Here is a 23,056-nt window from a genome sequence, read left to right as displayed (position 1 = left end):
TGTTGGTGTGGGGGGGGGGGGGGGGGGTTGGGGCGGGTGCTGGGGGGGGGTTTTTTGTTGTTGTGGGTCGGCCGGGGGTGGGGGGGCGGGGGGGGGCGCGCGCCGCTACCCTCCGGCAGCCGGCCCGCCGGGAGGCGGGCCGGTGTATTGCCTTACTTCTTGACCGGGTTGCCTTCGGCATCGATCACCGTCACCTCGCCCAGATTCAGCGCACGCACCGCCGCTTCGGTCTGCTTGAGGTCACCCACCACCACCCAGGTCAGCGCCTGCGGCTTGATCTCGGCGGCCGCCTGCTGCACCTGGGCCGGGGTCATCGCCTCGATTTCAGCCTTGCGGCGCAGCACGTAATCGTCCGGTCGCTTGAACTGCACGATGTTGCCGATGGTCGAAGCCACCGCCGCCGCGGTCTCGTAGGCACCGGGCAGGCTGAGGGTCTGGATGTTGCGGATGCGTGCCACTTCAGCGTCGGTGGCCGGCGTGCTGCCATTGGCGAACTCGGCAATCTCCTTGCGCATTTCCGCCATCGCCGGGCCGGTCTTGTCGATCTGCACCGGCGCCATCGCCATCCACGGGCGCTGGCCCACGGTGTTGCTGGCGCTGGTGCGGGCACCGTAGGACCAGTGCTTGTCCTCGCGCAGGTTCATGTTCAGCCGCGAAGTGAAGTCGCCACCAATCACGCCGTTGGCGATGTCGAAGCGGGTCGAGCTGGCGTCGCTGGACGGCGGCACCACCTGGCCGGCGAACAGGTTGGCCTGCACCGCGCCCGGCTGGTCGATCAGGAACACGCGCGGGCTCTTCGGCAGCGCCACCGCAGTGGTCGCCTTGACCGCCGGCGCGTCACCGCTGGCCTTCCAGTCGCCCAGCTGCTTGTCCAGCAGCGGCACGATCTCGGCCAGGGTGGTATCGCCCACCACGATCAGGGTGCCGTCCTGCGGACGCAGCCAGTCGCGATGGAAGTCGACCAGGTCCTCGCGGCCCAGGCTGGTGATCGCCGCTTCATCACCACTACCGGTGAACGGGATCGCATACGGGTGGCCCTTGCCATACAGCAGCGGCGGCAGCACGCGCATCGCCACCGCATTCGGGTTGACCTTTTCCTGCTGGATGCCGGCGATCCAGGTTGCCTTCACGCGGTCGATCTCGCTCTGTTCAAAGCGCGGCTCGCGCAGCAGGCTGGCGTACAGCGCCAGCGACGGTGCCAGGTTTTCCTTCAGCGCGGACAGCTCCACTTCCACCGAATCCAGCCCCGCCGACGCATCCAGGTTCGCACCCAGCGCATCGGCGGCATCGGCGAAGGCCAGCGAACCCAGCTTGCCGGCACCTTCGGTCATCAGGTTCATGGTGAAGTTGGCCGTGCCCGGCTTGCGGCCCTGGTCGGCGGTGAAGCCACCCGGGAACTGGTAGCTGAACTGCACCACCGGAATCTCATGGCGCTCGGCCAGCACCACCTGGGTGCCGTTCTTCAGCGTGGCCCGCTGCAGCGCCGGGAACTTCAGCTGCGGGAACTCACGGGTCTGCGGCACGCCGGCCTTGCGGTCGACCTGCTCGGGCAGGGTGCTGTAGCGGCTGTCCACGGCAGGCACGTTGAACGGCTTCGGTGCCTGCGAGGGATCTTCCTTCAGCGCCACGCGCTCACCCGGCTCGACCACCAGGGTGTGGCTGCCCTTGTCCAGCCACTGCGCGCCCACCCGGCGCAGATCGGCGGCGGTGGCTTTGTCGATGTTGGCCAGCGAGGTACGGAAGCAACCCGGGTCACCGGTGTAGACCGTGCATTCGGCAAGCGCGTCGGCCTTGCCCCCGAAACCACCGATGCGCTCGATGCCACGGATGAAGCCGGCACGGAAGCCGGTCTTGGCACGCGCCAGTTCATCGGCGGTCGGGCCATCCTTCAGCAGGCGCTCGATTTCCTCATCGATGATCTTCTCCACCTTGGCCGGGTCCTGGCCCTGCTTCACCGTGGCCATCACCATGAAGTTGGAGCCCAGCTGCGAGGCATAGGCACCGGCGCTGATGTTGTCCACCAGCTTGTCCTGGTGCTGCAGGCGCTGGCTCAGGCGCGAGGACTTCGCGCCGCCCAGCACCTGGCCCAGCAGCTGCAGCTGGTCGATGTCGGTGGTGCCAACCTGGGCCACGTTCCAGGCGCGGTAGATGCGGGCCTGCGGCACCTTGTCGGTCATCACTTCGCGGCTGTCGGCCGCCCGCTTGGCCACGTCCACCTTGGGCTGCGCCATGCTGGGGCCGGCCGGGATGCTGCCGAAGTACTTGGCTGCCTTTTCCTTTGCCGTGGCCAGGTCGATGTCGCCCGCCAGCACCAGCACCGCATTGTTCGGGCCGTACCAGGTGCGGAACCAGGTCTTGACGTCATCCAGCGAGGCCGCGTTGAGATCGTTCATCGAGCCGATGACGCTGTGGTGGTACGGGTGGCCTACCGGATACAGCGCGCGGTTCAACTGCTCCCACACCTGGCCATAGGGCTGGTTCTCGCCCTGGCGCTTTTCGTTCTGCACCACGCCGCGCTGTTCGTCCAGCGCTGCCTGGTCGATCGCGCCCACCAGGTGGCCCATGCGATCCGATTCCATCCACAGCGCCATGTCCAGCGCGGTGGTCGGCACATTCTCGAAGTAGTTGGTGCGGTCGGTATTGGTGGTGCCGTTCTGGCCGGTCGCACCCACCTGCTTGAAGGGCTCGAAGTATTCGCCGTCGTGGTTCTCGCTGCTCTGGAACATCAGGTGTTCAAACAGATGGGCAAAGCCGGTGCGGCCAGCGGGTTCGTCCTTGCTGCCGACGTGGTACCAGATGTTGACCGCCACGATCGGCGCCTTGCGGTCGGTGTGCACCACCACGCGCAGGCCGTTGGGCAGGGTGAACTGCTCGAAGGGGATATCGACCTTGCTGGCTGCCGCCGGCTTGGCCGCCAGCGCATGGGTCGGCGCAAGCGTGCCGAGGGCGGTACTGAGGGCGACGGCGAGCAGCGCAGCGCGCGGGCGCAGGGCAAGAGACATATCCGGATCCTTGGTCACGTAGATGAAGGCCGATCCTAGCGTGCGGCTGCGGCCTCGGGTATCGGCCACCAGTCACTGGGGGTGATTGCGCACAGGGCCCTCCACGGCCTGCCCACCTCGGTCACGTACACCGCCAATCCGCGTCCGGACAGTGTCCGCGGTCCATCGAATGGACAGGTGTCCGCCCTGCGGACACTTCGACACCTCCAAAAAACCCTTTCAAATCAACGATTAAAAGTTGGCACGGGGATTGCTTTGTACTTCCTGCGCCAGGAAGGGCTTCAGACGAAATATGACTGGAGACTGAACACAAGCAGGAAATTGAAAATTCTCCTTGCATGCCCAGATTCGGTGTACTACCTTACTACCACACCACCGCTCACCAACACTAAACAGGCCCCGTCATGAACGCCAAGACCATTGCCATCGCCATCGCCCTGATCGCCGGCACCGCGGTTGTTTCGTCGGTGCAGGCCTCCGAATCCATCAAGACCCTGTCCTCGGTGCAGGTCCGCCCGGCCGCCGACCAGCTGGCCCAGCAGGCCTGGGAACAGGCCAGCGGCATCCCGACCCTGGCCACGGTTGAAGTGCGCCCCGGCGCCGAGCTGCTGGTCGAACGCACTGGCCTGGCCGCTGCCCCGGTCGCTGCCGCGCTGCCCATCACCACCCTGGCATCGGTGGAAGTGCGTCCCAGCCTGGAACAGCGCGTCGCACTGGCCGCCGAACTGGAAGCACAGCGTTATGCCGCCACCCTGGCCGCCGCCGCCACCAGCGTGGCCAACCAGGTGATCGTCAACCTGCCGGCCCTGCAGGTCCGTCCGAGTTCGGCCCAGCTGCAGGCCTTCGCCGCCGAAACCGCCCAGGTCCTGCTGCGCCCGTAAGCGACGTTCGCCCTGCCTTGCGCAGGGCGCGCGTCGTAAAGGCGGCAGCCGTCGCAGGTACACTGCGCCGATGAATGCCGCGCCCCAGTTCCACGTGATCCTGTTCCAACCGGAAATCCCGCCCAACACGGGCAATGTGATCCGGCTCTGTGCCAACACCGGCGCGCAGCTGCACCTGGTCGAGCCGCTTGGCTTCGCACTGGAAGACAAGCAGCTCAAGCGCGCCGGCCTGGACTACCACGAGTACTCACGCCTGCAGGTGCATCCGGACCTGGACACGGCGCTCGCGCGTATCGCACCACAACGATTGTTTGCCCTGAGTACGCGTGCCAGCGTCCGCTATGACAGCGTGGCGTTCGAAGATGGCGATGCGTTCCTGTTCGGCCCGGAAAGCCGCGGCCTGCCGCAGGACGTGCTCGATGCGCTGCCCGATGGGCACCGCCTGCGCCTGCCGATGCGGCCGGACAACCGCAGCCTCAATCTTTCCAACACGGTTGCCGTGGTGATGTACGAGGCGTGGCGCCAGCACGGGTTTGCCGGCGGCCAGTAGATCCACGCCATGCGTGGATGATCGTCTGGCAGATGTCGACCCTGGTCGACACGGGAGCGCCAGCCAAGGGTGACGACTACCGCCATCCCGGTAGATCCACGCCATGCGTGGATGCTTTCGCGCGCATCCTCGAAGCCGGTCAGTCCACCGCCTCCAGCAGCTGCGCGCGCCCCTGCGAGAACGACCAGTCCTCCTCGCCCGTGGTTCCAATGACGATCATCACGTCCTCCGCGCGTATGCCGGGACTGGCCGCCAATCGCTGCACCAGCCGTGCGTAGAACGCCTGCTTGCGCGCCGCACTGCGGACACGCCCGGCGGTGAGGTGGATCAGCACGAACCCATCGCTGCGCGGTCCACCCGCGTAATCCGGGTCGAATACCAGTTCGCCTGGATCGCATTGATGGAACACCTGGAAGCAATCACGCGGCGGAACATCGAATGCCTCTTCCAGGGACTGCTGCAGGCTGCGCGAGAACGCGGCCAGCCAATCACGGGAACGGCCCTTGTGCAGGCTGATGCGTGCGTACGGCATGGAGATGCTCCTCAGGGGGAAGGTTCGAGCGCGGCGAGCGCGGTCGCGGCCGAGAACGCCGCCGGCCAGCCCACATAGAACGCGAGGTGGGTGATGACCTCGGCCAGAGCGCCGCGGTCGAGACCATTGCCGACGGCACGCCGCAGATGCCCCGGCAGCTGTTCGGGGCGGTACAGCGCCACCAGTGCGGCGACGGTCACCAGGCTCCGTTCGCGCGGGGACAGGCCCGGTCGTTGCCAGACATCGGCAAACAGCACCTGTTCGGTCAGATCGACCAGCTTGGGAACCACATCGGACAGGGTCCGGAGCGTAGTGGATGTGTCTTGCATGGGGCCGGCCGATGAGAAAGAACGGCCACCCTAGCAGTCACTATCGTTCCAATAAATTGGAATAATATTGAGTGTCGATCCCCTATATGTGGACATTCGCAGCATGTCTCGTTTACATCTGGATCTGGACGTCCTGCGCAGCTTCGTGACCGGCGTGGAGCTGGGCAGCTTCGCTCTGGCCGCACAGCAGTTGCATCTCTCCACTTCGGCCATCAGCGCCCAGCTCAAGCGATTGCAGGCGCAGATCGGCACGCCACTGCTGGAGAAGACCGGCCGCGGCCTGACACCCACCGCGCAGGGAGAAGCCCTGCTCAGCTATGCGCGTCGACTGCTGGACTTGAACGACGAAGCCATCCACGCGGTGCGCGGCGCGCCGCTGCAGGGCGCCATCCGGGTCGGACTCGCCGAGGATTTCGGTGCATCGTTGCTGCCGGGCATCCTGTCGCGCTTTGCTCAGGCGCACCCACAACTGCGCATCGATGCGCGGGTCTGTCGCACGGCAACCTTGATGGAGGCATTGGCCCGCGACATGCTGGATCTGGCATTGGTCTGGGACGATGACCATGGCTGGCCCTATTCCCAACACCTGTGCCGCCTGCCGCTGCACTGGATCGGCAGCGCCGAACCGGCCCCCGCTGGCGGAGCGGTGTCCCTGGCCACGCTTGAAGCCCCGTGCCTGATGCGCCAACGCGCCTGCGACGCCCTCGACCATGCCGGTCTTGCCTGGCGGGAAAGCTTCTCGAGCAGCAGCCTGGCAGCGGTCTGGGCAGCGGTGGCTGCCGGGCTTGGGGTTACCGTGCGAACCACTGCCGGAGTGCCGGACCACCTGCGGATCCGCCAGGATCTGCCGGCATTGCCGGCGATCAATCTGCTGCTGTGCTGGAACCAGGCACACCCCGACACCGCCGTGCAGCAGCTCGCAGCCATCATCGAAAACGCCGTGCAGACGTCGCTGCCAGGGATGGCTCGAACCGCCTGACCACAGGTAGATCTACGCGCCCTGTGCTCGTGGATCCACGCCACCCGTCGATGATCGCCTGGTAGGCGCCAACCTTGGTCGGCACGGGAGCGCCAACCAAGGTTGGCGCCTACCGCCATGCCGGCAGGTCCACGCCATGCGTGGATAGCTGTCAGAACGCGCTGATGCCTGTCAGCTCACGGCCGATCACCAGCTGGTGCACGGTCTCGGTGCCTTCATAGGTGATCACCGATTCCAGGTTCAGCGCATGCCGGATCGCCACGTGCTCGGTGGTGATGCCGGCGCCGCCCAGCAGATCGCGGCACTCGCGGGCGATATCGATCGCCATGCGGCAGTTGTTCCACTTGGCCAGGCTGACCTGCTGCGGCTGCAGCTGGCCGGCTTCCTTCAGGCGCCCCAGCTGCAACGCCAGCAGCTGCGCCATGGTGATGCGGCGGGCCATCTCGGCCAGCTTGATCTGCGCGCTCTGGGTCGCGGCCAGCGGGCGGCCGAACAACACGCGCTCCTTGGCGTAGCCCAGCGCTTCGTCCAGGCAGGCAATGGCCGAGCCGATCGGGCCCCAGCTGATGCCGAAACGGGCCTGGGTCAGGCATCCCAGCGGCCCCTTCAGGCCCTTCACGTTGGGCAGGCGATGGCTGTCGGGCACGCGCACGTCATCGAAGAACAGCGCGCCGGTCAGCGACGCGCGCAGGCTCATCTTGTGCTTGATCTCCTGCGTGGTGAACCCCGGCATGCCCTTTTCCAGCACGAAGCCCTGGATGCCGTCCTCGGTCTGTGCCCAGACGATGGCCAGGTCGGCCACCGGGCCGCTGGTGATCCACATCTTGCTGCCGTTGATGCGCCAGTCGTCGCCGTCGCGCACCGCACGGGTCTTCATGCTGGCCGGGTCGGAGCCACCGTGTGCTTCGGTCAGGCCGAAACAACCGATCAGCTCACCGCGCGCCATCGCCGGCAGCCATTGCCGGCGCTGTTCCTCGCTGCCGTAGGCGTAGATCGGGTACATGCACAGCGAACTCTGCACCGACACGAAGCTGCGCAGGCCCGAATCGCCGCGTTCCAGCTCCTGGCAGATCAGCCCGTAGCTGACCGCGCCGAGGTCGCCACCGCCGTATTCGCCGGGCAGCGTGGCACCGAGCAGGCCCAGCGCGGCAATCTCCGGCACCAGCTCCTCGGGAAACCGCGCCTGGTCGAAGGCATCGCCGATGATCGGCAGCACGCGCTCGTTGGTGAAGCGGGCCACGCTTTCCTGCACCGCGCGCTCTTCCTCGCTGAGCAGGGAACGGACATCGAACAGGTCGTACGGATCCAGAGCCATGGCACTCACATGCAGTTGGGACTGCGCCATTGTCGGTCATCCCGATGGGTTGGTGTGCCGGTGGAAGCCGACCCTGGTCGGCGCGGATGTCTAGGCGAGCGCCAACCAGGGTTGGCAGCTCCCCGACCACGCGCATTACGCTGCACTGCAGCAATCATCGCGTGAACATCGGCGATCTAGCTCGATCACGCGCGGCCCGGTACCCTGACAACATTCAAACAACCGTTTCGCCGTGGCCGCACGCGCGATTCCCAGGCAACCGCCGGTGGCCCCGATGCCGGCACTACCCACGAGTCATGCAATCGATGAGTGCTGAAGCCAACGCCCTGCCCCCGCGTGAAGTAATGGAATTCGATGTGGTGATTGTCGGTGCCGGTCCGGCCGGCCTGGCCACCGCGATCCGCCTGCGCCAGCGTGCGATCGAAGCCGGTCGCGAACTGTCGGTGTGCGTGCTGGAAAAGGGCTCCGAACCCGGCGCGCACGTGCTGTCCGGTGCGGTGATGGACCCGCGCGCGCTGACCGAGCTGTTCCCGGACTGGGCCGAGCGCGGCGCACCGCTGAAGCAGAAGGTCACCCGCGACGAATTCCTGTTCCTCAGCGAGACCGGTGCGCGCGCCACGCCGCACGCCCTGCTGCCGGAGTGCTTCCACAACGAAGGCAACTACATCATCAGCCTGGGTGAGGTCACCCGCTGGCTGGCGCAGCAGGCCGAAGCGCTGGAAGTGGCGATCTTCCCCGGCTTCGCCGCCGCCGAAGTGCTGTATGGCGACGAAGGCGCGGTGATCGGCGTAGCCACCGGCGACATGGGTATCGAGAAGGACGGCACGCGCGGCCCCGCGTTTGAACGCGGCATGGCCCTGCAGGCGAAGTACACCGTGTTCGCCGAAGGCGCGCGCGGGCATCTCGGCCGCCAGCTGATCAGCCGTTTCAAGCTGGATGAGGGCAAGGACCCGCAGGCCTACGGCATCGGCATCAAGGAACTGTGGCAGATCGATCCGGCCAAGCATGAGCCGGGCCTGGTCGTGCACGCCGCCGGCTGGCCGCTGGACAGCGACACCTACGGCGGCGCGTTCCTCTACCACGCCGACGGCGGCAAGGTCGCCATCGGCTACGTGGTCGGCCTGGACTACAGGAACCCGTGGCTGAGCCCGTTCGAAGAGTTCCAGCGCTTCAAGACCCACCCGTCCATCCGCAAGCATCTGGAAGGCGGCACCCGCATCGGCTACGGCGCGCGCGCGATCACCGCCGGCGGCCTGATGTCGCTGCCGAAGACGGTGTTCCCCGGTGGCGCGCTGGTCGGCTGCGAGGCCGGCTACCTCAACGTCAGCCGCATCAAGGGCAGCCATGCCGCGATCAAGACCGGCATGCTGTGCGCCGATGCCGCCTTCGACGCGCTGGCCGCCGATCGCCAGCACGACGAACTGAGCGCCTACCCTCAGGCCTTCGAAGCCAGCTGGCTGCACGACGAACTCAAGCTGTCGAAGAACTTCAAGCAGTGGTTCAAGAAGGGCCAGACCGTGGCCACGCTGATGACCGGCATCGAGCAGTGGCTGCTGCCGAAGCTGGGCGTGCGCAACCCGCCGTGGACCCTGCGCCACAGCATTCCCGACCATGCCTGCCTGGAACCGGCGTCGCAGCACACCCGCATCGCCTACCCCAAGCCCGATGGCGTGCTGACCTTCGATCGCCTCAGCTCGGTGTTCCTCAGCAGCACCAACCACGCCGAAGACCAGCCCAGCCACCTGACGCTGAAGGATGCGAGCATCCCGGTGAAGGTGAACCTGGCCGAGTACGCCGGCCCGGAAGCGCGTTACTGCCCGGCAGGCGTGTACGAGTTTGTCGGCGACGGCAACGACGCGCGCCTGCAGATCAATGCGCAGAACTGCGTGCACTGCAAGACCTGCGACATCAAGGACCCCACCCAGAACATCGTCTGGGTGACACCGCAGGGCGGTGGCGGCCCGAACTACTCGGGCATGTGACCCGGCAGGGGCTGCGACCGCGCGTCGCAGCCCTGCTGCCCGCCCCGCCCGCTATCCTGCCGCGCATGCGTGCCCTTCTTCTGCTTCCTGCCGTTGCCCTGCTGCTGGCGACCAGTGCGTGCCAGCGCACGCCGGCGGTACCCGCCACGCCCGAGCAGTTGCGCGAACAGGCGATGCAGCGCGCGTTCGAGCTGTGCGCCGGCTGCCATACGGTGAAGGCCGGTGGCATCCATCGATTTGGCCCCAATCTGCACGGGGTGATCGGACGTCGCGCTGGCAGCCTGCCCGATTATGGGTATTCGCAAGGCATGTGCCGCGCCGATATCGTGTGGACCGCACAGACCCTGGATACCTTCCTGCAGTCGCCGACCCATCTGGTGCCCGGCACGCGCATGTACAACGCGTTCCCCAGCGCCGAACGACGCGCGCTGGTGATCGCTTACCTGCAGGAACACGCTGCTCAGTGAGCCAGGCGCTGCAGCTGCTGCTGCAGCTGGGCCACGAAGGCCGAAGCTGCGTCCAGCACCTGCCGGTCTTCTGCCGGCTCCGCCGCCTGCAGGCGCTCGACCAATGCGTTCGCGCGATCGGCCAGGCCGCGTGCGCCCACCGCACCCAGCGCGCCCGCCTGCCGATGCAGGTGCAGTGCCGCCGTCGCCCGGTCGCCCGCCTGCAGCGCGCGCTGCAGCACCGCGATGTCTTCGTCGCTGGCCTTCAACAGGCTGTCGCGCAGCTGGACGGCGATGTCGCGCGACCCGAACCGCCGCTGCAGCATCGCCAGGTCAGGCAGTACATCGCCGGCATCGGCCATATCGTCACTGCCTCCGGCCACCTGCCCAAGCACTATGCCTTCGGCACGCGGCAACCAGCGCAGCAGGGCCTGCCGCAGCGAATCCAATGACAACGGCTTGGCCAGCACATCGTCCATGCCGGCTTCGCGGCAACGGCGAGCGTCGTCGTCAAGCACGCTGGCGGTCAATGCCAGCACCGGCAGCCGTGGCTGGCCGTTGCGCCCCTCGCGCTCGCGCAGCAGGCGGGTGAAACCAAAGCCATCGAGCACCGGCATGCGGCAATCGGTGATGACCAGATCCACGCTCTCCTGCGCCAACCGATCCAATGCCTGTTGACCATCATCCAGCAGCACGTGGGGAATACCCAGCTGCTGCAGACGCCAGGCCATCATCGCCTGGTTGGTGGGGTGATCTTCAATGACCATCACCCGCCGCTGGCGCAGATCCGGCGGCAGCAGCGCGGTCTGTTCCTGCTCGGCCTGCAGCGCAACCACATCTTCGCTGCGGGCCTCCACCAGCGACAGCAGCACCTCCACCCGGGTGCCTTCGCCGAGGGTGCTCTCCAGCTTCAGCTCGCCATCCATCTTCTGCACCAGGCGCCGGCAGATGCTCAGGCCAAGCCCGGTACCGCCATGGTCACGCTGGATGTAGGCGCCGGCCTGGGTGAAGGGTTCAAACAGCGTCGGCAGCTGTTCCGGGGCAATGCCGATGCCGGTGTCGGTGACGCTCAGGCGCAGTGGCTGGCTGCCATCCTCGGCGGTGGCGCCCAGCACCTCCAGCCGCAGCCGTACCGAGCCTTTCAGGGTGAACTTGATCGCATTGCTGAGCAGGTTGAACACGATCTGGCGCAGACGCACACCGTCCACCTCGTGGGCCTGGGCCAGCTGCGGGTCTATCTGCAGCTGCAGGTCCAGTCCGCGCGCCGCGGCCTGCGGCAGCAGCAATCGATGCACGCCCTCCAGCAGCGGCCGCACCGGCAGCGGCACCGGCTCCAGGCGCAGCGCGCCGGCCTCCATGCGCGAATAGTCGAGGATGTCATCAAGGATCTGCCGCAGCATCTGCGCCGAATCTTCGATCACGCCAAGAATGCGCTGCTGTTCGGCATCCAGCGGCGAATGCGCCAGTACCTCCAGCATGCCCAGCACACCACTCATCGGCGTACGGATCTCATGACTCATCGTGGCCAGGAACCGCGATTTGGCCGCCGCAGCCTGTTCGGCCTCGGCCATGGCAGCGGCCAGTGCGTCGGCCTGCGCCCGCGCCTGGCTCACATCCACCCAGTAGCCGCTCCATGTCACCGCCCCGGCTTCGGTGGCGTACGGGTGCGCCTGGCTGCGTACCCAGCAGGGCGTGTCACCGTCACGATGGATGCGGAACTCGAATGCCAGCGGCGCGAAATTGCGCGCGGCCTGTTCCATGGCCAGCAGCACCTGCTCGCGATCATCGGCATCGATGCACGCCAGCAGCGCCTGCCCATCGCTCTCGGCCTGCTGGCGGCTGATCCCGAACATCGCCTGCACATCACCGGCAATGAAGGGAAAGCTCAACGTGCCGTCCGCTTCGCGGCGCGCCTGGTAGACGATCGCAGGCAGGTTGTCGGTGACCTCGGCCAGGCGCTGCTCCAGCGCGCGCCGCCCCTCCACTTCGCGACGCAGCCGCCAATGCCCCAGGCCATGCATCACCAGCCCGGTACCGAGTACCAGCAGCAGCGGAATTCCCCAGCGCAGCAGGGTTCCCCAATCCGGTCCATGGCGATACTCCACTGACAGCCAGTCGCCGCGCAGGGCCTCGCGCTTGCGCTCCCCCATCTGCAGCAGCAGGCGGTCGAAGGTGGTGGCCAGGGCCGCATGCTTTCGTTCCACCGCCAGTGCCAGCTGGTCGTTGAACCCCGCCGGCGCGGCCAGCTGCAGGCGGCCGGGAAAACGACTGCGCAGCAGCTGGTCCACCAGGGCCAGATTGCCCACGTAGGCGTCAGCCTCGCCGTCGGCCAGCCGCTGCAGGGCCTGTTCGGCGCTGCGCGCGGCGATGATCCTCGCCTGTGGCGCCTGCTGCTGCACGTAGCCGCGCAGCCGTTCCGGGTCAGACAGCAGAACGCGCTTTCCCTGCAGGTCGGACAGGCCCAGCATCGAAGCACTGTCGTTGCGGGTGACGATCACGTTGGGCACGGTGATGAAGGGCTGGCTGAACACCCATTCCGGCCCCAGATAGTGCGAATCGGACGGAATGCCGATCACGGCCTGCAACTGCCCGCGACGCGCCTTCTCGCGCACCTCGTACCAGTCATGGCTGGTTTCCACCTGCAGATTGGCCCCGGCCTGCAGCAGGCGTTGCAGGTACTCGTTGGCCAGGCCACTGGGCTTGCCGTCCTCGTCGGCAAACGACAGCGGGGCCGCATTGGGCGCAAAGCCGATCGTCAATGGCTGCTGCAGCACGCGCTTCTCGGCCTGGCTCAATGCCAGCTGGGCCGACGCCGACCAGCGCGGCGGCGGCAGCCAGCGCTGCACCAGTGCATCACGCTGGGCCTGGCTGGTGGCGGCAAGCGCCAGATCCAGCGCTTCGGAAAGCAGCTGCTTGCTGTTGGGTACGCCGAAGTGCAGCTGCTCGGGCGCCAGGTCGCTGGGTCGCAGCAGAACCACGCCGTCGAGGTGCTCGCGTGCGATCAACTCTGTCGCAACGTAGGCATTGCCAATGAAGATATCGGCTTTGTCGTCTCTGACCATGCGCAAGGCCGTCAACGTGTTGTCTGCGACAAGTTGCCGTGCACGTGGATACCGCGCGCGCACCTGCGGTCCGGTCATGAAGTCCTGCTCGATCACCACCCGCAGGCCATCCAGGTCAGGCATATCCGAGGCACGCAGATCCTGCGGCCGTCCGACCATGGCCAGCGGCGCCTCTGCATAGGCGGCCGTGTAGACCATGCATCGGGTACGCTCGGCACTCAACGCGATGTTCATGACCACGTCGATCTCACCGCGGCATGCCGCATCCAGTACCGAAGTCCAGTCCGGATAGCGACGCGCCTCCACTTTCAAGCCAAGCTGGCGGGCAAGATGCGACAGGTAGTCCGGACCCAGACCGACCTGCGTCCCCTCGCGGATCGACTCAAACGGAGGCCAGCCACTGTCATACTGCCCAACAACGACAACAGGATGTTCGGCCAGGTACTCGCGCTGCAGGGGGCTCAGCGGCAACGGACCCGGCATTGACTGGGCCAGCACCGGCAGTGCCAGCAGTGCGGTCAACAGGATCAGTCCACGAGCCGCCCAGCTGCGCATCTGCAACGATCTCCTGGAAGTCCTGCCAAGGGCCGCGACGGTCGCGGTCCGGCGTACCGGTGGCCATACTAGAGCATGACCTTGCGCATCATCATCGCAGACGATCACCCCGTGGTCCGCATCGGTACCCGCGCCGTCATCGAGTCCAGCGGCGTTGGCAGAGTCGTCGGCGAGGCTGACAGCGCCCAGGCCCTGATGACCCTGCTGGCAACCCAGCCCTGCGACCTGCTGGTCACCGACTACTCGATGCCCGGCAGCCCGCAGGCCGACGGCTTCGCCATGATCGGGATGATCCGGCGGCGCCATCCCGATCTGCCTGTGCTGATGCTCAGTGTGTCCAACAACCTTGCCATCCTGCGCATGGTGCTCGACAGCGGCGTGCTGGGCCTGGTCGACAAGAGTTCGTCGATGGACGAACTGCCGCAGGCCATCCAGGCGGTCTACCGCGGCCAGTCCTACATCAGCCGCAGCCTGCGCGAGCGGGTGGAGGAGGCCGGCAGCTGGCGCATGCGCGAGGGCGACGGCAAGCCATTGTCGCCACGCGAGGTGGAAGTGCTGCGGCTGCTCGGCACCGGCATGACGGTGAAGGAGATCTCGCTGCAGCTGCACAAGAGCGTCAGCACCATCAGCCGGCAGAAGGGCGATGCCATGCTCAAGCTGGGCCTGAAGGGCGATGCGGAGCTTTTCGACTACCTGCGAGACGGCAAGATCTGACGCTTTCACCCCGGCAGCCCCCTTCGCCTCCCCTCTTTGCTCGGCCTCCCCATTTGTGCCATCATCGGCATTGATGGGTTTCTCATGCGAGGTCGAAGGAATCGACCGGCCCCTCACAACGCTTCCCCCACTGTGGCGGGAGCGTTTATTGCGTTGGCCTTCCTGCCCGACGCCCGCAATCCATGGAGAGGTGCATTGAAGATCCTTCACGATTCCCGATTGGCCCGCGCCCGCCCACGCCTGTGTGCGACGTTCGCCTGCCTGTTCGTTTCGCTGCTTGCCAGCGCATGCACCCCCTCCTCCTCGACCGCGTCATCACCGGCCGCCCCCGCGCCACGACAGGATGTTGCCCCGATGCAGAGTTCCCCTACGCCCGCCGCCGCCGCAACGCCGCCCGATGCCGGCAGCGTGCTGTATTTCATCTACGACGTTGATGGCGATGGCGCTGTTTCCTACGAAGTAGCCAATGGCAGCGTCGCCACCTTCTGGTTCGGCCATGCCTTCGAACTGGCCGGCACCCGCTACTACACCGGCTTTGCCTGGAACACGCCGCAGAAATTCGGCAAGCCCGGCGAAGACGACCTCGGCCCCGACAGCCAGGTCACCCTGACCGAAGCCACCTTCACCCAGACCGGCGACAAGCCCGGCCGTCCCTGGGTGCTGAAGGGTGCCGAGCGGTCGATCGGCACGGTCGGTGCGTATGGCACCGCGCCGGAGATCGACAGCAAGCGCAAGCCCGTGGAATACCGCACCCCGGCCGGCAAGCTGGTACTGGCGGTGCCGACCAGCACCTTCTCCACCGGGACCAGCGTGGAAGGCTACACCGTGCTGATGTTCAACCCGGACTATGAAAAAACCGAGGACGGGCAGGTCTGGAGCAGCCTCGGCACGGTCATCACCGGCGAAGACAATTCGGCCGCCTGCGACGACGGCCAGGTGATGCCATGTGTCAGCAGCCGCGGTGTGCTGTCCTTCAGCGCCGGGGCCGGCAGCGACCTGCCGATCCTCAATGTCACGCCGTCGGGCACCACCATTTCCGGCCCGGGCCAGACCCGTGCGCTGGGTGCCGGTGACGCCGTGCACTACACCTACGACGCAGCCGGCAAGGCCTACGTCCAGAAGTAACCCGTTCGTTTACGCAGCACCTGTTGACCGACATGTTGATGACTCACGGATGAGTCCGGTTGGCGTATCGCGGCCCGTGGCCGCTCCATCAACCCCAGAGGAAATGTCATGGCACAACGTGACTACAGCAAAAAGGAAGTTCTCGACATCATCGAGCAGGTCGCACAGCGCAAGGGCATCCCGAGCGAGGATTTCCTGCGCTTTGCCCACATCGAGACCGGTGGCCGCTTCGATGAGCGCGCGCACAACGACAAGACCGATGCCAAGGGCCTGTTCCAGTTCCTGCCGTCGTCGGCACGCCAGTACGGCCTGAGCGGCCATGAGTACGATCCGACCCGCAACACCGAAGCGGCCGCGGAGATGTTCAAGCGCAACCTGACGGACATGGAAAAGCGCCATGAACGTACCGGGCACCCGTACCTGTCCGGCGAAGACAAGCCCACCGGCCTGGACCTGTACCTGGCGCACCAGCAGGGCGCTGCCGGCTACGGTTCGGTGCAGACCGCCATCGCCACCGGCACCTTCGGCGTGGTGCGCGACGGCCACGGCGACCCGATCAACATGCGCCCGCGCATCATGGGTCAGATCGGCAGTGACGTCGAAGCGCTGACCGGGCATACCCGTGCGGAAATGCGCACCATGAACGATCGCGACCTGGCCAGCACCTTTGCCCAGTACTACGACCGCAAGTACGACGCGATCAGCATTCCGGAAAAGAACATCGCGCCGATCACCGAAGCGCAGGCACGTCCGGCCCCGGTGCAGGCAGCGCCGGCACAGACCGTGACACCGGCCGCGCAGGCGGCCGTTGCCGCCGGTGCCGCGACCGTGGCGGCCACCGCCGCAACCGCCGCAGCCAAGCAGGACGCTCCGGGCATTTCGCTGGATGCGGCCTACAACGCCGGCGTGAAGTACGACAACGTCAAGTACGCGATCAACATCGAATCCAGCCAGTACTACCGTGGCAACGGCATCACCGGCAAGAACGTCGACCAGGGCTATGTCGACTGCTCCGGCTGGGTGGGCACCCTGCTCAACAAGACCCAGGACGAGATCAACCAGAAGGCCGGTCGCGCGGTGTTCGCCGATGCCGACAAGATCAAGCTGGGCTTCGCCGGTTCGGGCGGCATCGTGCATGACGCCTACAAGGACTCCGGCGTGCTGCTCAAGCGCGACGACATCCTGGTGCCGGGCGCGCTGAAGGAAGGCATGGTCATCGGCCTGGATACGGCCAAGACCAAGCACGAGCACTGGAACGGCATCGACCACATCGTGATGGTGGTGCGCGACCCCAACACCGACAAGCTGCTGATCAGCCAGTCCACCGGCAAGCTGGGCGTGCACACCATGCCGGTGGAGGACTATCTGAAGCAGGTGAAGGACCACCCGAACTGGAAGCTGTTCGCCTCCGACCCGCTGCACCAGGCCCGCGACCTGCTGGAAAACCGCAGCCAGAACCACGAGCAGGCACAGGGCCGGTCCGCCGCCGAGCCGAAGCCGGCCGCCGCGGAAAAGGCGCAGGCCAGCAACGAGATCTACAAGCAGGGCGCACACAGTGACGGCGTGCGCAGGGCACAGGAAAACCTGGGCCACCTGGGCTATGCCGGTGCCGATGGCAGGCCGCTGGTCGAAGACGGCAAGTTCGGTCGCAACACCGAGGCGGCCGTGCGCCAGCTGCAGAAGGACAATGGCCTGGCCGTGGACGGCATCATCGGCCCGAAGACGCTGGAAGCGATCAAGGACGCGCGTGAGCGTCCGCTGCTCAACGACGAGCGCCACCCGCAGAACCCGATGTACAACCAGGCGGTGAAGGGCATGGAAGGCCTGCCGGCCGGCACCTTCAAGGATCGCCATGCGCTGGAAAGCGCTGCGGCGGCACTGACCCGGGAAGCACAGGCCAGCGGCATGCAGCGCATCGACTCGGTGGTGCCCAGCACCAATGGCGAGCGCATGTTCGCCGTGCAGGGCACCGCCGGTGACCCGGCCGCCTGCCGGGCCGCGGTGGAAACCCGCGCGGCCAGCGAGCAGAGCATGGCACTCAGCAGCGGCGCGGTGCAGGGTGCCCCGAACGTGCTGCAACAACAGCAGGATGCCCAGCAGGAGCAGGTGAAGCAGACCCAACGCGCCATGGGTCACTGAGCCCGCCCTGTCAGGCAAGGGAAGGAAGGGAAGGGCCGCGCACTGCGCGGCCTTTTCCTTTCTGGCAGCTGAGCGGCGTACCGGCTTTCAGCCATGCTTCATGCCGCCTGACGCTAGATGAATGCGCACGCCGCACGGAGGCCCACGCAATGTTCCGACAATGTTGGAACGCCAGCGTGGTACCCACGGCAGCCGGGGCGCCCAGCGCCCTCCCTGCCCACCGTGGCATGCACCTCACAGGAGAACCCAACATGCTCAGCACTTCCGCACTCAGCTTCCGTGGACTGGCGATGGCCCTGGCACTGCTTGCCGGCCTGGCCGTGGTCAGCGATGCCAGCGCGATGTCGAGGAAGGACAAGCGCACCGTGGTCGGTGCCGTCGTCGGCGGCGTGGCGGGCCACCTGATCTCCAACGGTGACCCGGCAGCCACGGTGGGTGGCGCGGTTGCCGGCGGCGCCATCGGCAACCTGACCACGTCCGACCGCCATGACCGCCGTTACGACGGCCGCTATGACCGTCGCTACGATCGCCGCTATGACCGGGGCTACAACCGCGGCTACGGTTACGACCGCCGCGACGACCGTCGCTGGCAGCGCGAGCGCCACGACAACCGCTATTACCACGACCGCGGCCGCCATCGCGGCTGGTAAGCAGTCCTTGCCGGATGGCCCTGACGGGCGGGTCACTGACCCGCCCGTTTGCGTCTGCAGCGCGCATGGCGTTGAATGCGCAGCCTTGGATGTCCTCTTCCCCTGCAGCGGCTGTGGCATGACTTTCCCCTCCCATCGCGTACAAGGCCTCAACAACGACGAGGTCGCTGCGGACTGGCCGCCGATCACGGCGCAGGAGGTCGCGCAGTTGGCGGAGCGTTTCCCGCAGCTGAGCGCGCAGGGCACGCTGCGCTGGCACAGCCCACGACCGCTGTCGGCCGCGGCCATCGTCGACGGGGTGGACGGCCCGCTGTTCCTCAAGCGCCATCACCACAGCGTGCGCAGTGCGGGAACCCTGGAAGAAGAGCATCGCTTCATCGCCCATCTGGCCGCTGCCGATGTGCCCGTGGTGCAGGTACTTGCCGCCAGCGATGGGCACAGCGCCGTCGAACACGGCGCATGGACCTACGAACTGCACGCCCTGGGCACCGGCGAGGATCTGTACCGCGATGCGGTGTCCTGGAGCCTGCTGACCGATGTCGAGCAGGCACGCCAGGCCGGTCGCATGCTGGCCCGACTGCACCGGGCAGCCGCCGGCCATCACGCGCCACAGCGCAGCACCCATGTGCTGGTGGCACGCGATGACCTGATCCGCGCCGACGACCCCATCGCAACGCTGAAGGCCGACCTCGGCAACCGCCCCGGGCTTGCGCGCTACCTGGCGCGCATTCCGTGGGAAGCACAGCTGCGCCGGCACGTGCTGCCCTGGCACAGCGGCCTGGCCGCGCGCCTGCGCGACGAACCCCGGCTGTGGGCGCACAACGACTGGCACGTTTCCAACCTGCTGTGGCAGCACGGCACGGTCAGCACCGTGCTGGATTTCGGCCTGGCCTCGCCCACCAGCGCGCTGTTTGATCTGGCCACCGCGATCGAACGCAATGCAGTGGCGTGGCTGGAACTGGGGCGCGGCATGCAGGCGGTGCGCATCGATATCGCCCTGGCCCTGTTGCAGGGTTACCGGCAGGAACTGCCGGTGTCGGCCGCGCGCGTGCACCTGCTGGCCGACCTGCTGCCGATGGTCCACTTCGACTTCGCTCTGTCCGAAGTGGAATATTTCGAGGGCGTCACCGGCTCGACGGCCAATGCCGACGTGGCCTGGCAGCCCTTCATGCTGGGCCATCCGGCCTGGTTCACCACCGCGCCGGGGCAGGCCCTGCTGCAGGCGCTGCACGCGGCGGCGTGAACGGGAGCCGCTCGCAAATCCGTACCATTTGTAGTGAAATGGTCACCTGAAGCGGGGGTGCCTGGATCTGCCAGGCTGAGAGAGTCCCTTGGAACCTGATCCGGTTTGCACCGGCGTAGGGAGCTTTGAGCCGCAGCCACACCCCCGTCATGGGCCGGTGCACCTGCGCGCCGTCGCTTCGTCTCCCTTGTTGTCTGAAGACGAACCGAATGAACCGTTGCCTGCGCCCCACCCTGCTCGCCCTGGCCCTCTGCGCCGCCCTGCCGCTGTACGCCAGCGATGCGGTCACCGATGCTGCCGATACGGCGCCGCCTTCGCCCACCGAGCTGGCGGCGGTACGCGTGCAGGCCGGCAAGCCGGCGCCGGATACCTCACGCATCAACGCCTTCGGCAGCGGCACCTGGAAGGACACCCCGGCCTCGGTGAACGTGCTCGAGCGCGATTACCTGGACCGCCGGCAGGTGCGCTCGTTGTCCGAGCTGGCCAGCAATGACGCCTCTCTCGGCGATGCCTATGCGCCGGTGGGCTACTACCAGAACATCGCCATCCGCGGCTTCGCGCTGGATGCGGCTACCGGCTACCGCTTCAACGGCCTGTCCATCGCCGGCGAACAGCGCCTGGCGCTGGAGAACATCCAGCAGGTGCAGATCCTCAAGGGCGAAGCCGGGCTGGCGGCGGGGGTGATGGCCCCGGGCGGCATCATCAACTACGTGGGCAAGCGCCCGGCCGAGGTACGCACGGTCACCCTGGGCACCGACTCGGAAGGCTCGCGCTACGCCGCGGTGGACGTTGGCCACTGGCTGACCCCGCGTTTCGGCGTGCGCTTCAACGCGGCATGGGACGCCAGCGATTCCTACGTCGAGCATGCCGATGGCCGCCGCAATTTCTATTCGCTGGCCACCGACTGGCTGATCGGCGAGCACGGCAAGCTGGAAGTGGATGCCAACTACCAGACCAGCGCGCAGCGCTCGGTATCGGGCTACCAGCTGCTGGGCGCGAGCGCGCTGCCGCGTGGCGTGGACCGCGAGCACCTGCTCGGCTACCAGCCGTGGCAGCGTCCGGTGGATATCGCCAGCACCAACATCACCGCGCTGCACACCTACGACTTCAACGACAGCTGGCAATCGCGCGTGTCGATCGGCCACAGCCGCTCGGTGATCGATGACAACGTCGCCTTCGCCTACGGCTGCTACTACACCGCCGGCTGTGCCGATGGCAGCGTGCCTGGCAACTATTTCGCGCCCAACGGCGACTACGACGTCTACGACTACCGCAGCCCGGATGACACCCGCCGCAACCAGCAGGCGCGTGCCGAGCTGCGTGGCAGCTTCAGCACCGGCAGCGTCGGCCATCAGCTCAGCATCGGTGCCGACTACTTCCGCCGCACCGTCGACAAGCGTCCGAGCGTCAACGAGTACGTCGGCACCAGCAACATCCATGACGCGCAGGTGCCGGTGTTCGAGCCCTCGCCCAAGATGCCCGGCCCGTCGGCACGACGCCTGGACAGTCGCCAGACCGCGTTCTTCGCGCTGGACCGCATGAGCTTCGGCGATGACTGGCAATGGCTGGCCGGCGGCCGCTTCGTGCGCCTGGACGAGCGTGCCTATGACAAGCGCGGCACCCCGCAGCGCCACAGCCGCCTGTCGCGCTTCCTGCCGCAGACCGCGCTGGTGTGGAAGGCCACCGACCAGCTCAACGCCTACGCCAGCTACGTGCGCGGCATCTCGCTGGGGCAGGAAGCACCGTTCTGGACCGCCAACGCCGACACGTTCCTGCCATCGATGCAGTCGCGGCAGCTGGAAGTGGGCGTGAAGTACGTGCCGGTGGAAGCGCTGACCCTGGGCGCGGCCCTGTTCCGCACCTCGCAGCCCTACCAGTACGCCAAGCCCGACGGCAGCGACGTGGGATACACCTTCGTCGAGGAGGGCACGCAGACCCATACCGGCCTGGAACTGACCGCCAATGGCCAGGTTACCGACGCACTGCAGATCGTGGCCAGTGCCAGCGTGCTGCAGGCACGTGCGCGCGATACCGGCACGCCGTCCTATGAGGGCCATCAGCTGGTGAACGTGCCGAAGGTGCGCGCCAGCGTGCACGTGGCCTATGCACTGCCGTTCGTGCAGGGCCTGGACGTGACCGGTGGCTGGCGCTACGCCGGTGCCAACGTCGCCCGTGCCGATGGCGGCGTGCGTGCGCCGGATTATTCGGTGTTCGATGCAGGCCTGCGTTTCCAGCACCGCCTGCACGAGCGCGCCGTGACCTGGAACCTGTCGGTGGACAACCTGTTCAACCGCTTCTACTGGCGTGATACCGGCAGCAGCGGCGGTGATTACTACCTGTTCCCCGGCGCACCGCGACAGGCACGCCTGTCGGTGACGTTCGCGCTGTGAGCGGCGTCGTGCTCGAGTGGACCGCCGCGCTGTGCAGCATCCTCGGCGTCTGGCTGATGGCCCGGCGCCGTTTGTCGGCGTGGCCGGTCGGGCTGCTGTCGGTGACGCTGTACGGGCTGGTGTTCGCAGAGGCCAAGCTGTACTCGGACACCCTGCTGCAGGTGGCCTTCGGCGGCTTCCTGGTCTATGGCTGGCTCAACTGGCGGCAGCATGCAGCCGATGAAGGCAGCATCCGCATCGTGCCGCTGGCACGCGGCAAGCTGCTGCGCGACCTGGCCATCGGCCTGTGCGGCGGCGTGGCGCTGGGCGCCGGCATGCACACCTTCACCGACGCCGCCCTGCCGTGGCTGGATGCGATGCTGACCGCGCTGAGCCTGGTCGGGCAGTGGTGGCAGGCGCGCCGCCACGTAGCCTGCTGGTGGGTGTGGATCGCGGTGGACGTGGTCTACGTGGGCGCCTATCTGTTCAAGTCATTGCACGTGACTGCCGCGCTGTACGTGTTCTTCCTGGGCCTGGCACTGTTCGGGCTGCGCGCGTGGCGCGCCGCAGCGCGCGAGCCGCAGGCAGTGCCTGCGCGGTAGAGCCACGCCATGCGTGGCTGGCGGGCATCGGTAGGCGCATCCACGCATGGCGTGAATCTACCGGGTAAGCACCAGGCCAAGCCGCAGCGGCTGGCGCATGTCCTTCGGCGGTGCCGCCGGCAACGGTGCCGCCTGCAGCGTCGCGCGCAGATCGGCATCCACCTGGGCATCGCCCAGGCTGTCAAATTCCAACGTCGAGATCGTGCCGTCGCGTCCGATCCACACGCTCACCACCAGCGGCGCCGGTGCATCGGGATGTTCCTGCAGCCAGGCCAGCACCCGCTGCGCGTGGGGATCCTGCTCCTGCTGCAGCCGCTGCTGCAGCTCGCCACCCACCGATGCCGCATAGGCCATCCAGTGCGCGGGCGCCTCCTGTGCCGAAACGCTGACGTTCCCCAACGCCAGCAGGCCCAGCACCCATGCCAACGGGCGCCACCTGCGGCGCCCAGCGCGTCCATCGCCTGCAGAAACCATCAGCTGCGCCTCCACTCCCATCCAGCGCGCCATGGTCGGCGCTGTAGATGACAGGCAGATGGCGGGCGCAGTAGAGCCACGCCATGCGTGGCTGTTCTGGGCAACCG

18 protein-coding genes and 1 riboswitch are annotated in these 23,056 nt (G+C 67.0%); of the genes, 12 read left to right on the top strand and 6 right to left on the bottom strand.

The window, feature by feature from the left end:
* Positions 1-152 precede the first annotated feature (152 nt).
* On the bottom strand, positions 153-3,002 hold the full coding sequence (locus ACVOLJ_RS14360; RefSeq protein ID WP_481564422.1) for a M16 family metallopeptidase: 2,850 nt from the start codon (positions 3,000-3,002) through the stop codon (positions 153-155).
* A 404-nt stretch (positions 3,003-3,406) separates the two neighbouring features.
* On the opposite strand from ACVOLJ_RS14360, the gene ACVOLJ_RS14355 reads away from it, so the two are divergent.
* Together ACVOLJ_RS14355 and ACVOLJ_RS14350 are read left to right on the top strand one after the other, a co-directional pair.
* Positions 3,407-3,883, top strand: coding sequence for an XAC0231 family protein (locus tag ACVOLJ_RS14355; RefSeq protein WP_475281187.1), 477 nt, complete (start codon positions 3,407-3,409; stop codon positions 3,881-3,883).
* Between the two features lie 70 nt (positions 3,884-3,953).
* Positions 3,954-4,433, top strand: coding sequence for a tRNA (cytidine(34)-2'-O)-methyltransferase (locus ACVOLJ_RS14350; RefSeq protein ID WP_475281186.1), 480 nt, complete (start codon positions 3,954-3,956; stop codon positions 4,431-4,433).
* A gap of 139 nt (positions 4,434-4,572) precedes the next feature.
* Here the strand turns inward: ACVOLJ_RS14350 and ACVOLJ_RS14345 are convergent, their stop codons facing one another.
* The gene (locus ACVOLJ_RS14345) at positions 4,573-4,965 is read right to left on the bottom strand and encodes a tautomerase family protein (protein ID WP_475281185.1); all 393 of its coding nucleotides are present in this window, start codon (positions 4,963-4,965) and stop codon (positions 4,573-4,575) included.
* An 11-nt stretch (positions 4,966-4,976) separates the two neighbouring features.
* A complete protein-coding gene (locus ACVOLJ_RS14340) occupies positions 4,977-5,294 on the bottom strand; it encodes a carboxymuconolactone decarboxylase family protein (protein ID WP_475281184.1) in 318 nt (105 codons plus the stop codon).
* Between the two features lie 103 nt (positions 5,295-5,397).
* On the opposite strand from ACVOLJ_RS14340, the gene ACVOLJ_RS14335 reads away from it, so the two are divergent.
* Positions 5,398-6,273 (top strand): LysR substrate-binding domain-containing protein, encoded by an 876-nt coding sequence (locus ACVOLJ_RS14335; RefSeq protein WP_475281183.1) that lies wholly within the window; start codon positions 5,398-5,400, stop codon positions 6,271-6,273.
* Positions 6,274-6,424: 151 nt separating this feature from the next.
* On the opposite strand, the gene ACVOLJ_RS14330 is transcribed toward ACVOLJ_RS14335, so the two are convergent.
* Entirely contained in the window at positions 6,425-7,588 is a 1,164-nt protein-coding gene (locus tag ACVOLJ_RS14330) for an acyl-CoA dehydrogenase family protein (protein WP_475281182.1), read from the bottom strand.
* A 305-nt stretch (positions 7,589-7,893) separates the two neighbouring features.
* Between ACVOLJ_RS14330 and ACVOLJ_RS14325 the strand changes: the two genes are divergently transcribed.
* Both ACVOLJ_RS14325 and ACVOLJ_RS14320 read left to right on the top strand, forming a co-directional pair.
* A complete protein-coding gene (locus tag ACVOLJ_RS14325) occupies positions 7,894-9,570 on the top strand; it encodes an electron transfer flavoprotein-ubiquinone oxidoreductase (RefSeq protein WP_475281181.1) in 1,677 nt (558 codons plus the stop codon).
* A gap of 65 nt (positions 9,571-9,635) precedes the next feature.
* Positions 9,636-10,037, top strand: a complete 402-nt coding sequence (locus tag ACVOLJ_RS14320) for a c-type cytochrome (RefSeq protein WP_481564421.1) — start codon at positions 9,636-9,638, stop codon at positions 10,035-10,037.
* Here the strand turns inward: ACVOLJ_RS14320 and ACVOLJ_RS14315 are convergent.
* Positions 10,031-13,633 (bottom strand): ATP-binding protein, encoded by a 3,603-nt coding sequence (locus tag ACVOLJ_RS14315; RefSeq protein ID WP_481564420.1) that lies wholly within the window; start codon positions 13,631-13,633, stop codon positions 10,031-10,033. The two genes, ACVOLJ_RS14320 and ACVOLJ_RS14315, sit on opposite strands and share 7 nt — an antisense overlap.
* Before the next feature lie 75 nt (positions 13,634-13,708).
* On the opposite strand from ACVOLJ_RS14315, the gene ACVOLJ_RS14310 reads away from it, so the two are divergent.
* The 7 genes from ACVOLJ_RS14310 (at position 13,709) to pnuC (ending at position 22,475) form a co-directional block, all read left to right on the top strand.
* Positions 13,709-14,347 (top strand): response regulator, encoded by a 639-nt coding sequence (locus ACVOLJ_RS14310; protein ID WP_475281178.1) that lies wholly within the window; start codon positions 13,709-13,711, stop codon positions 14,345-14,347.
* A 354-nt stretch (positions 14,348-14,701) separates the two neighbouring features.
* A complete protein-coding gene (locus tag ACVOLJ_RS14305) occupies positions 14,702-15,472 on the top strand; it encodes a hypothetical protein (RefSeq protein ID WP_475281177.1) in 771 nt (256 codons plus the stop codon).
* Between the two features lie 108 nt (positions 15,473-15,580).
* On the top strand, positions 15,581-17,611 hold the full coding sequence (locus tag ACVOLJ_RS14300) for an XVIPCD domain-containing protein (RefSeq protein WP_475281176.1): 2,031 nt from the start codon (positions 15,581-15,583) through the stop codon (positions 17,609-17,611).
* 251 nt (positions 17,612-17,862) lie between these two features.
* On the top strand, positions 17,863-18,261 hold the full coding sequence (locus ACVOLJ_RS14295) for a glycine zipper 2TM domain-containing protein (RefSeq protein ID WP_481564419.1): 399 nt from the start codon (positions 17,863-17,865) through the stop codon (positions 18,259-18,261).
* Positions 18,262-18,379: 118 nt separating this feature from the next.
* On the top strand, positions 18,380-19,504 hold the full coding sequence (locus tag ACVOLJ_RS14290) for a phosphotransferase enzyme family protein (RefSeq protein ID WP_481564418.1): 1,125 nt from the start codon (positions 18,380-18,382) through the stop codon (positions 19,502-19,504).
* A gap of 43 nt (positions 19,505-19,547) precedes the next feature.
* Positions 19,548-19,643: riboswitch (TPP riboswitch) on the top strand.
* 70 nt (positions 19,644-19,713) lie between these two features.
* A complete protein-coding gene (locus tag ACVOLJ_RS14285; RefSeq protein ID WP_481564417.1) occupies positions 19,714-21,894 on the top strand; it encodes a TonB-dependent receptor in 2,181 nt (726 codons plus the stop codon).
* Positions 21,895-21,902: 8 nt separating this feature from the next.
* The gene (pnuC, locus tag ACVOLJ_RS14280; RefSeq protein WP_481564416.1) at positions 21,903-22,475 is read left to right on the top strand and encodes a nicotinamide riboside transporter PnuC; all 573 of its coding nucleotides are present in this window, start codon (positions 21,903-21,905) and stop codon (positions 22,473-22,475) included.
* A 57-nt stretch (positions 22,476-22,532) separates the two neighbouring features.
* Here pnuC and ACVOLJ_RS14275 read toward each other — a convergent pair whose 3' ends face one another.
* Positions 22,533-22,949, bottom strand: a complete 417-nt coding sequence (locus ACVOLJ_RS14275) for a TonB C-terminal domain-containing protein (RefSeq protein WP_481564415.1) — start codon at positions 22,947-22,949, stop codon at positions 22,533-22,535.
* Between the last annotated feature and the right edge of the window lie 107 nt (positions 22,950-23,056).

This window comes from Stenotrophomonas sp. STEN046 (assembly GCF_056759755.1).
Note: the sequence above shows the minus strand (reverse complement) of the source record. Positions and strands in the feature narration are given on the sequence as shown.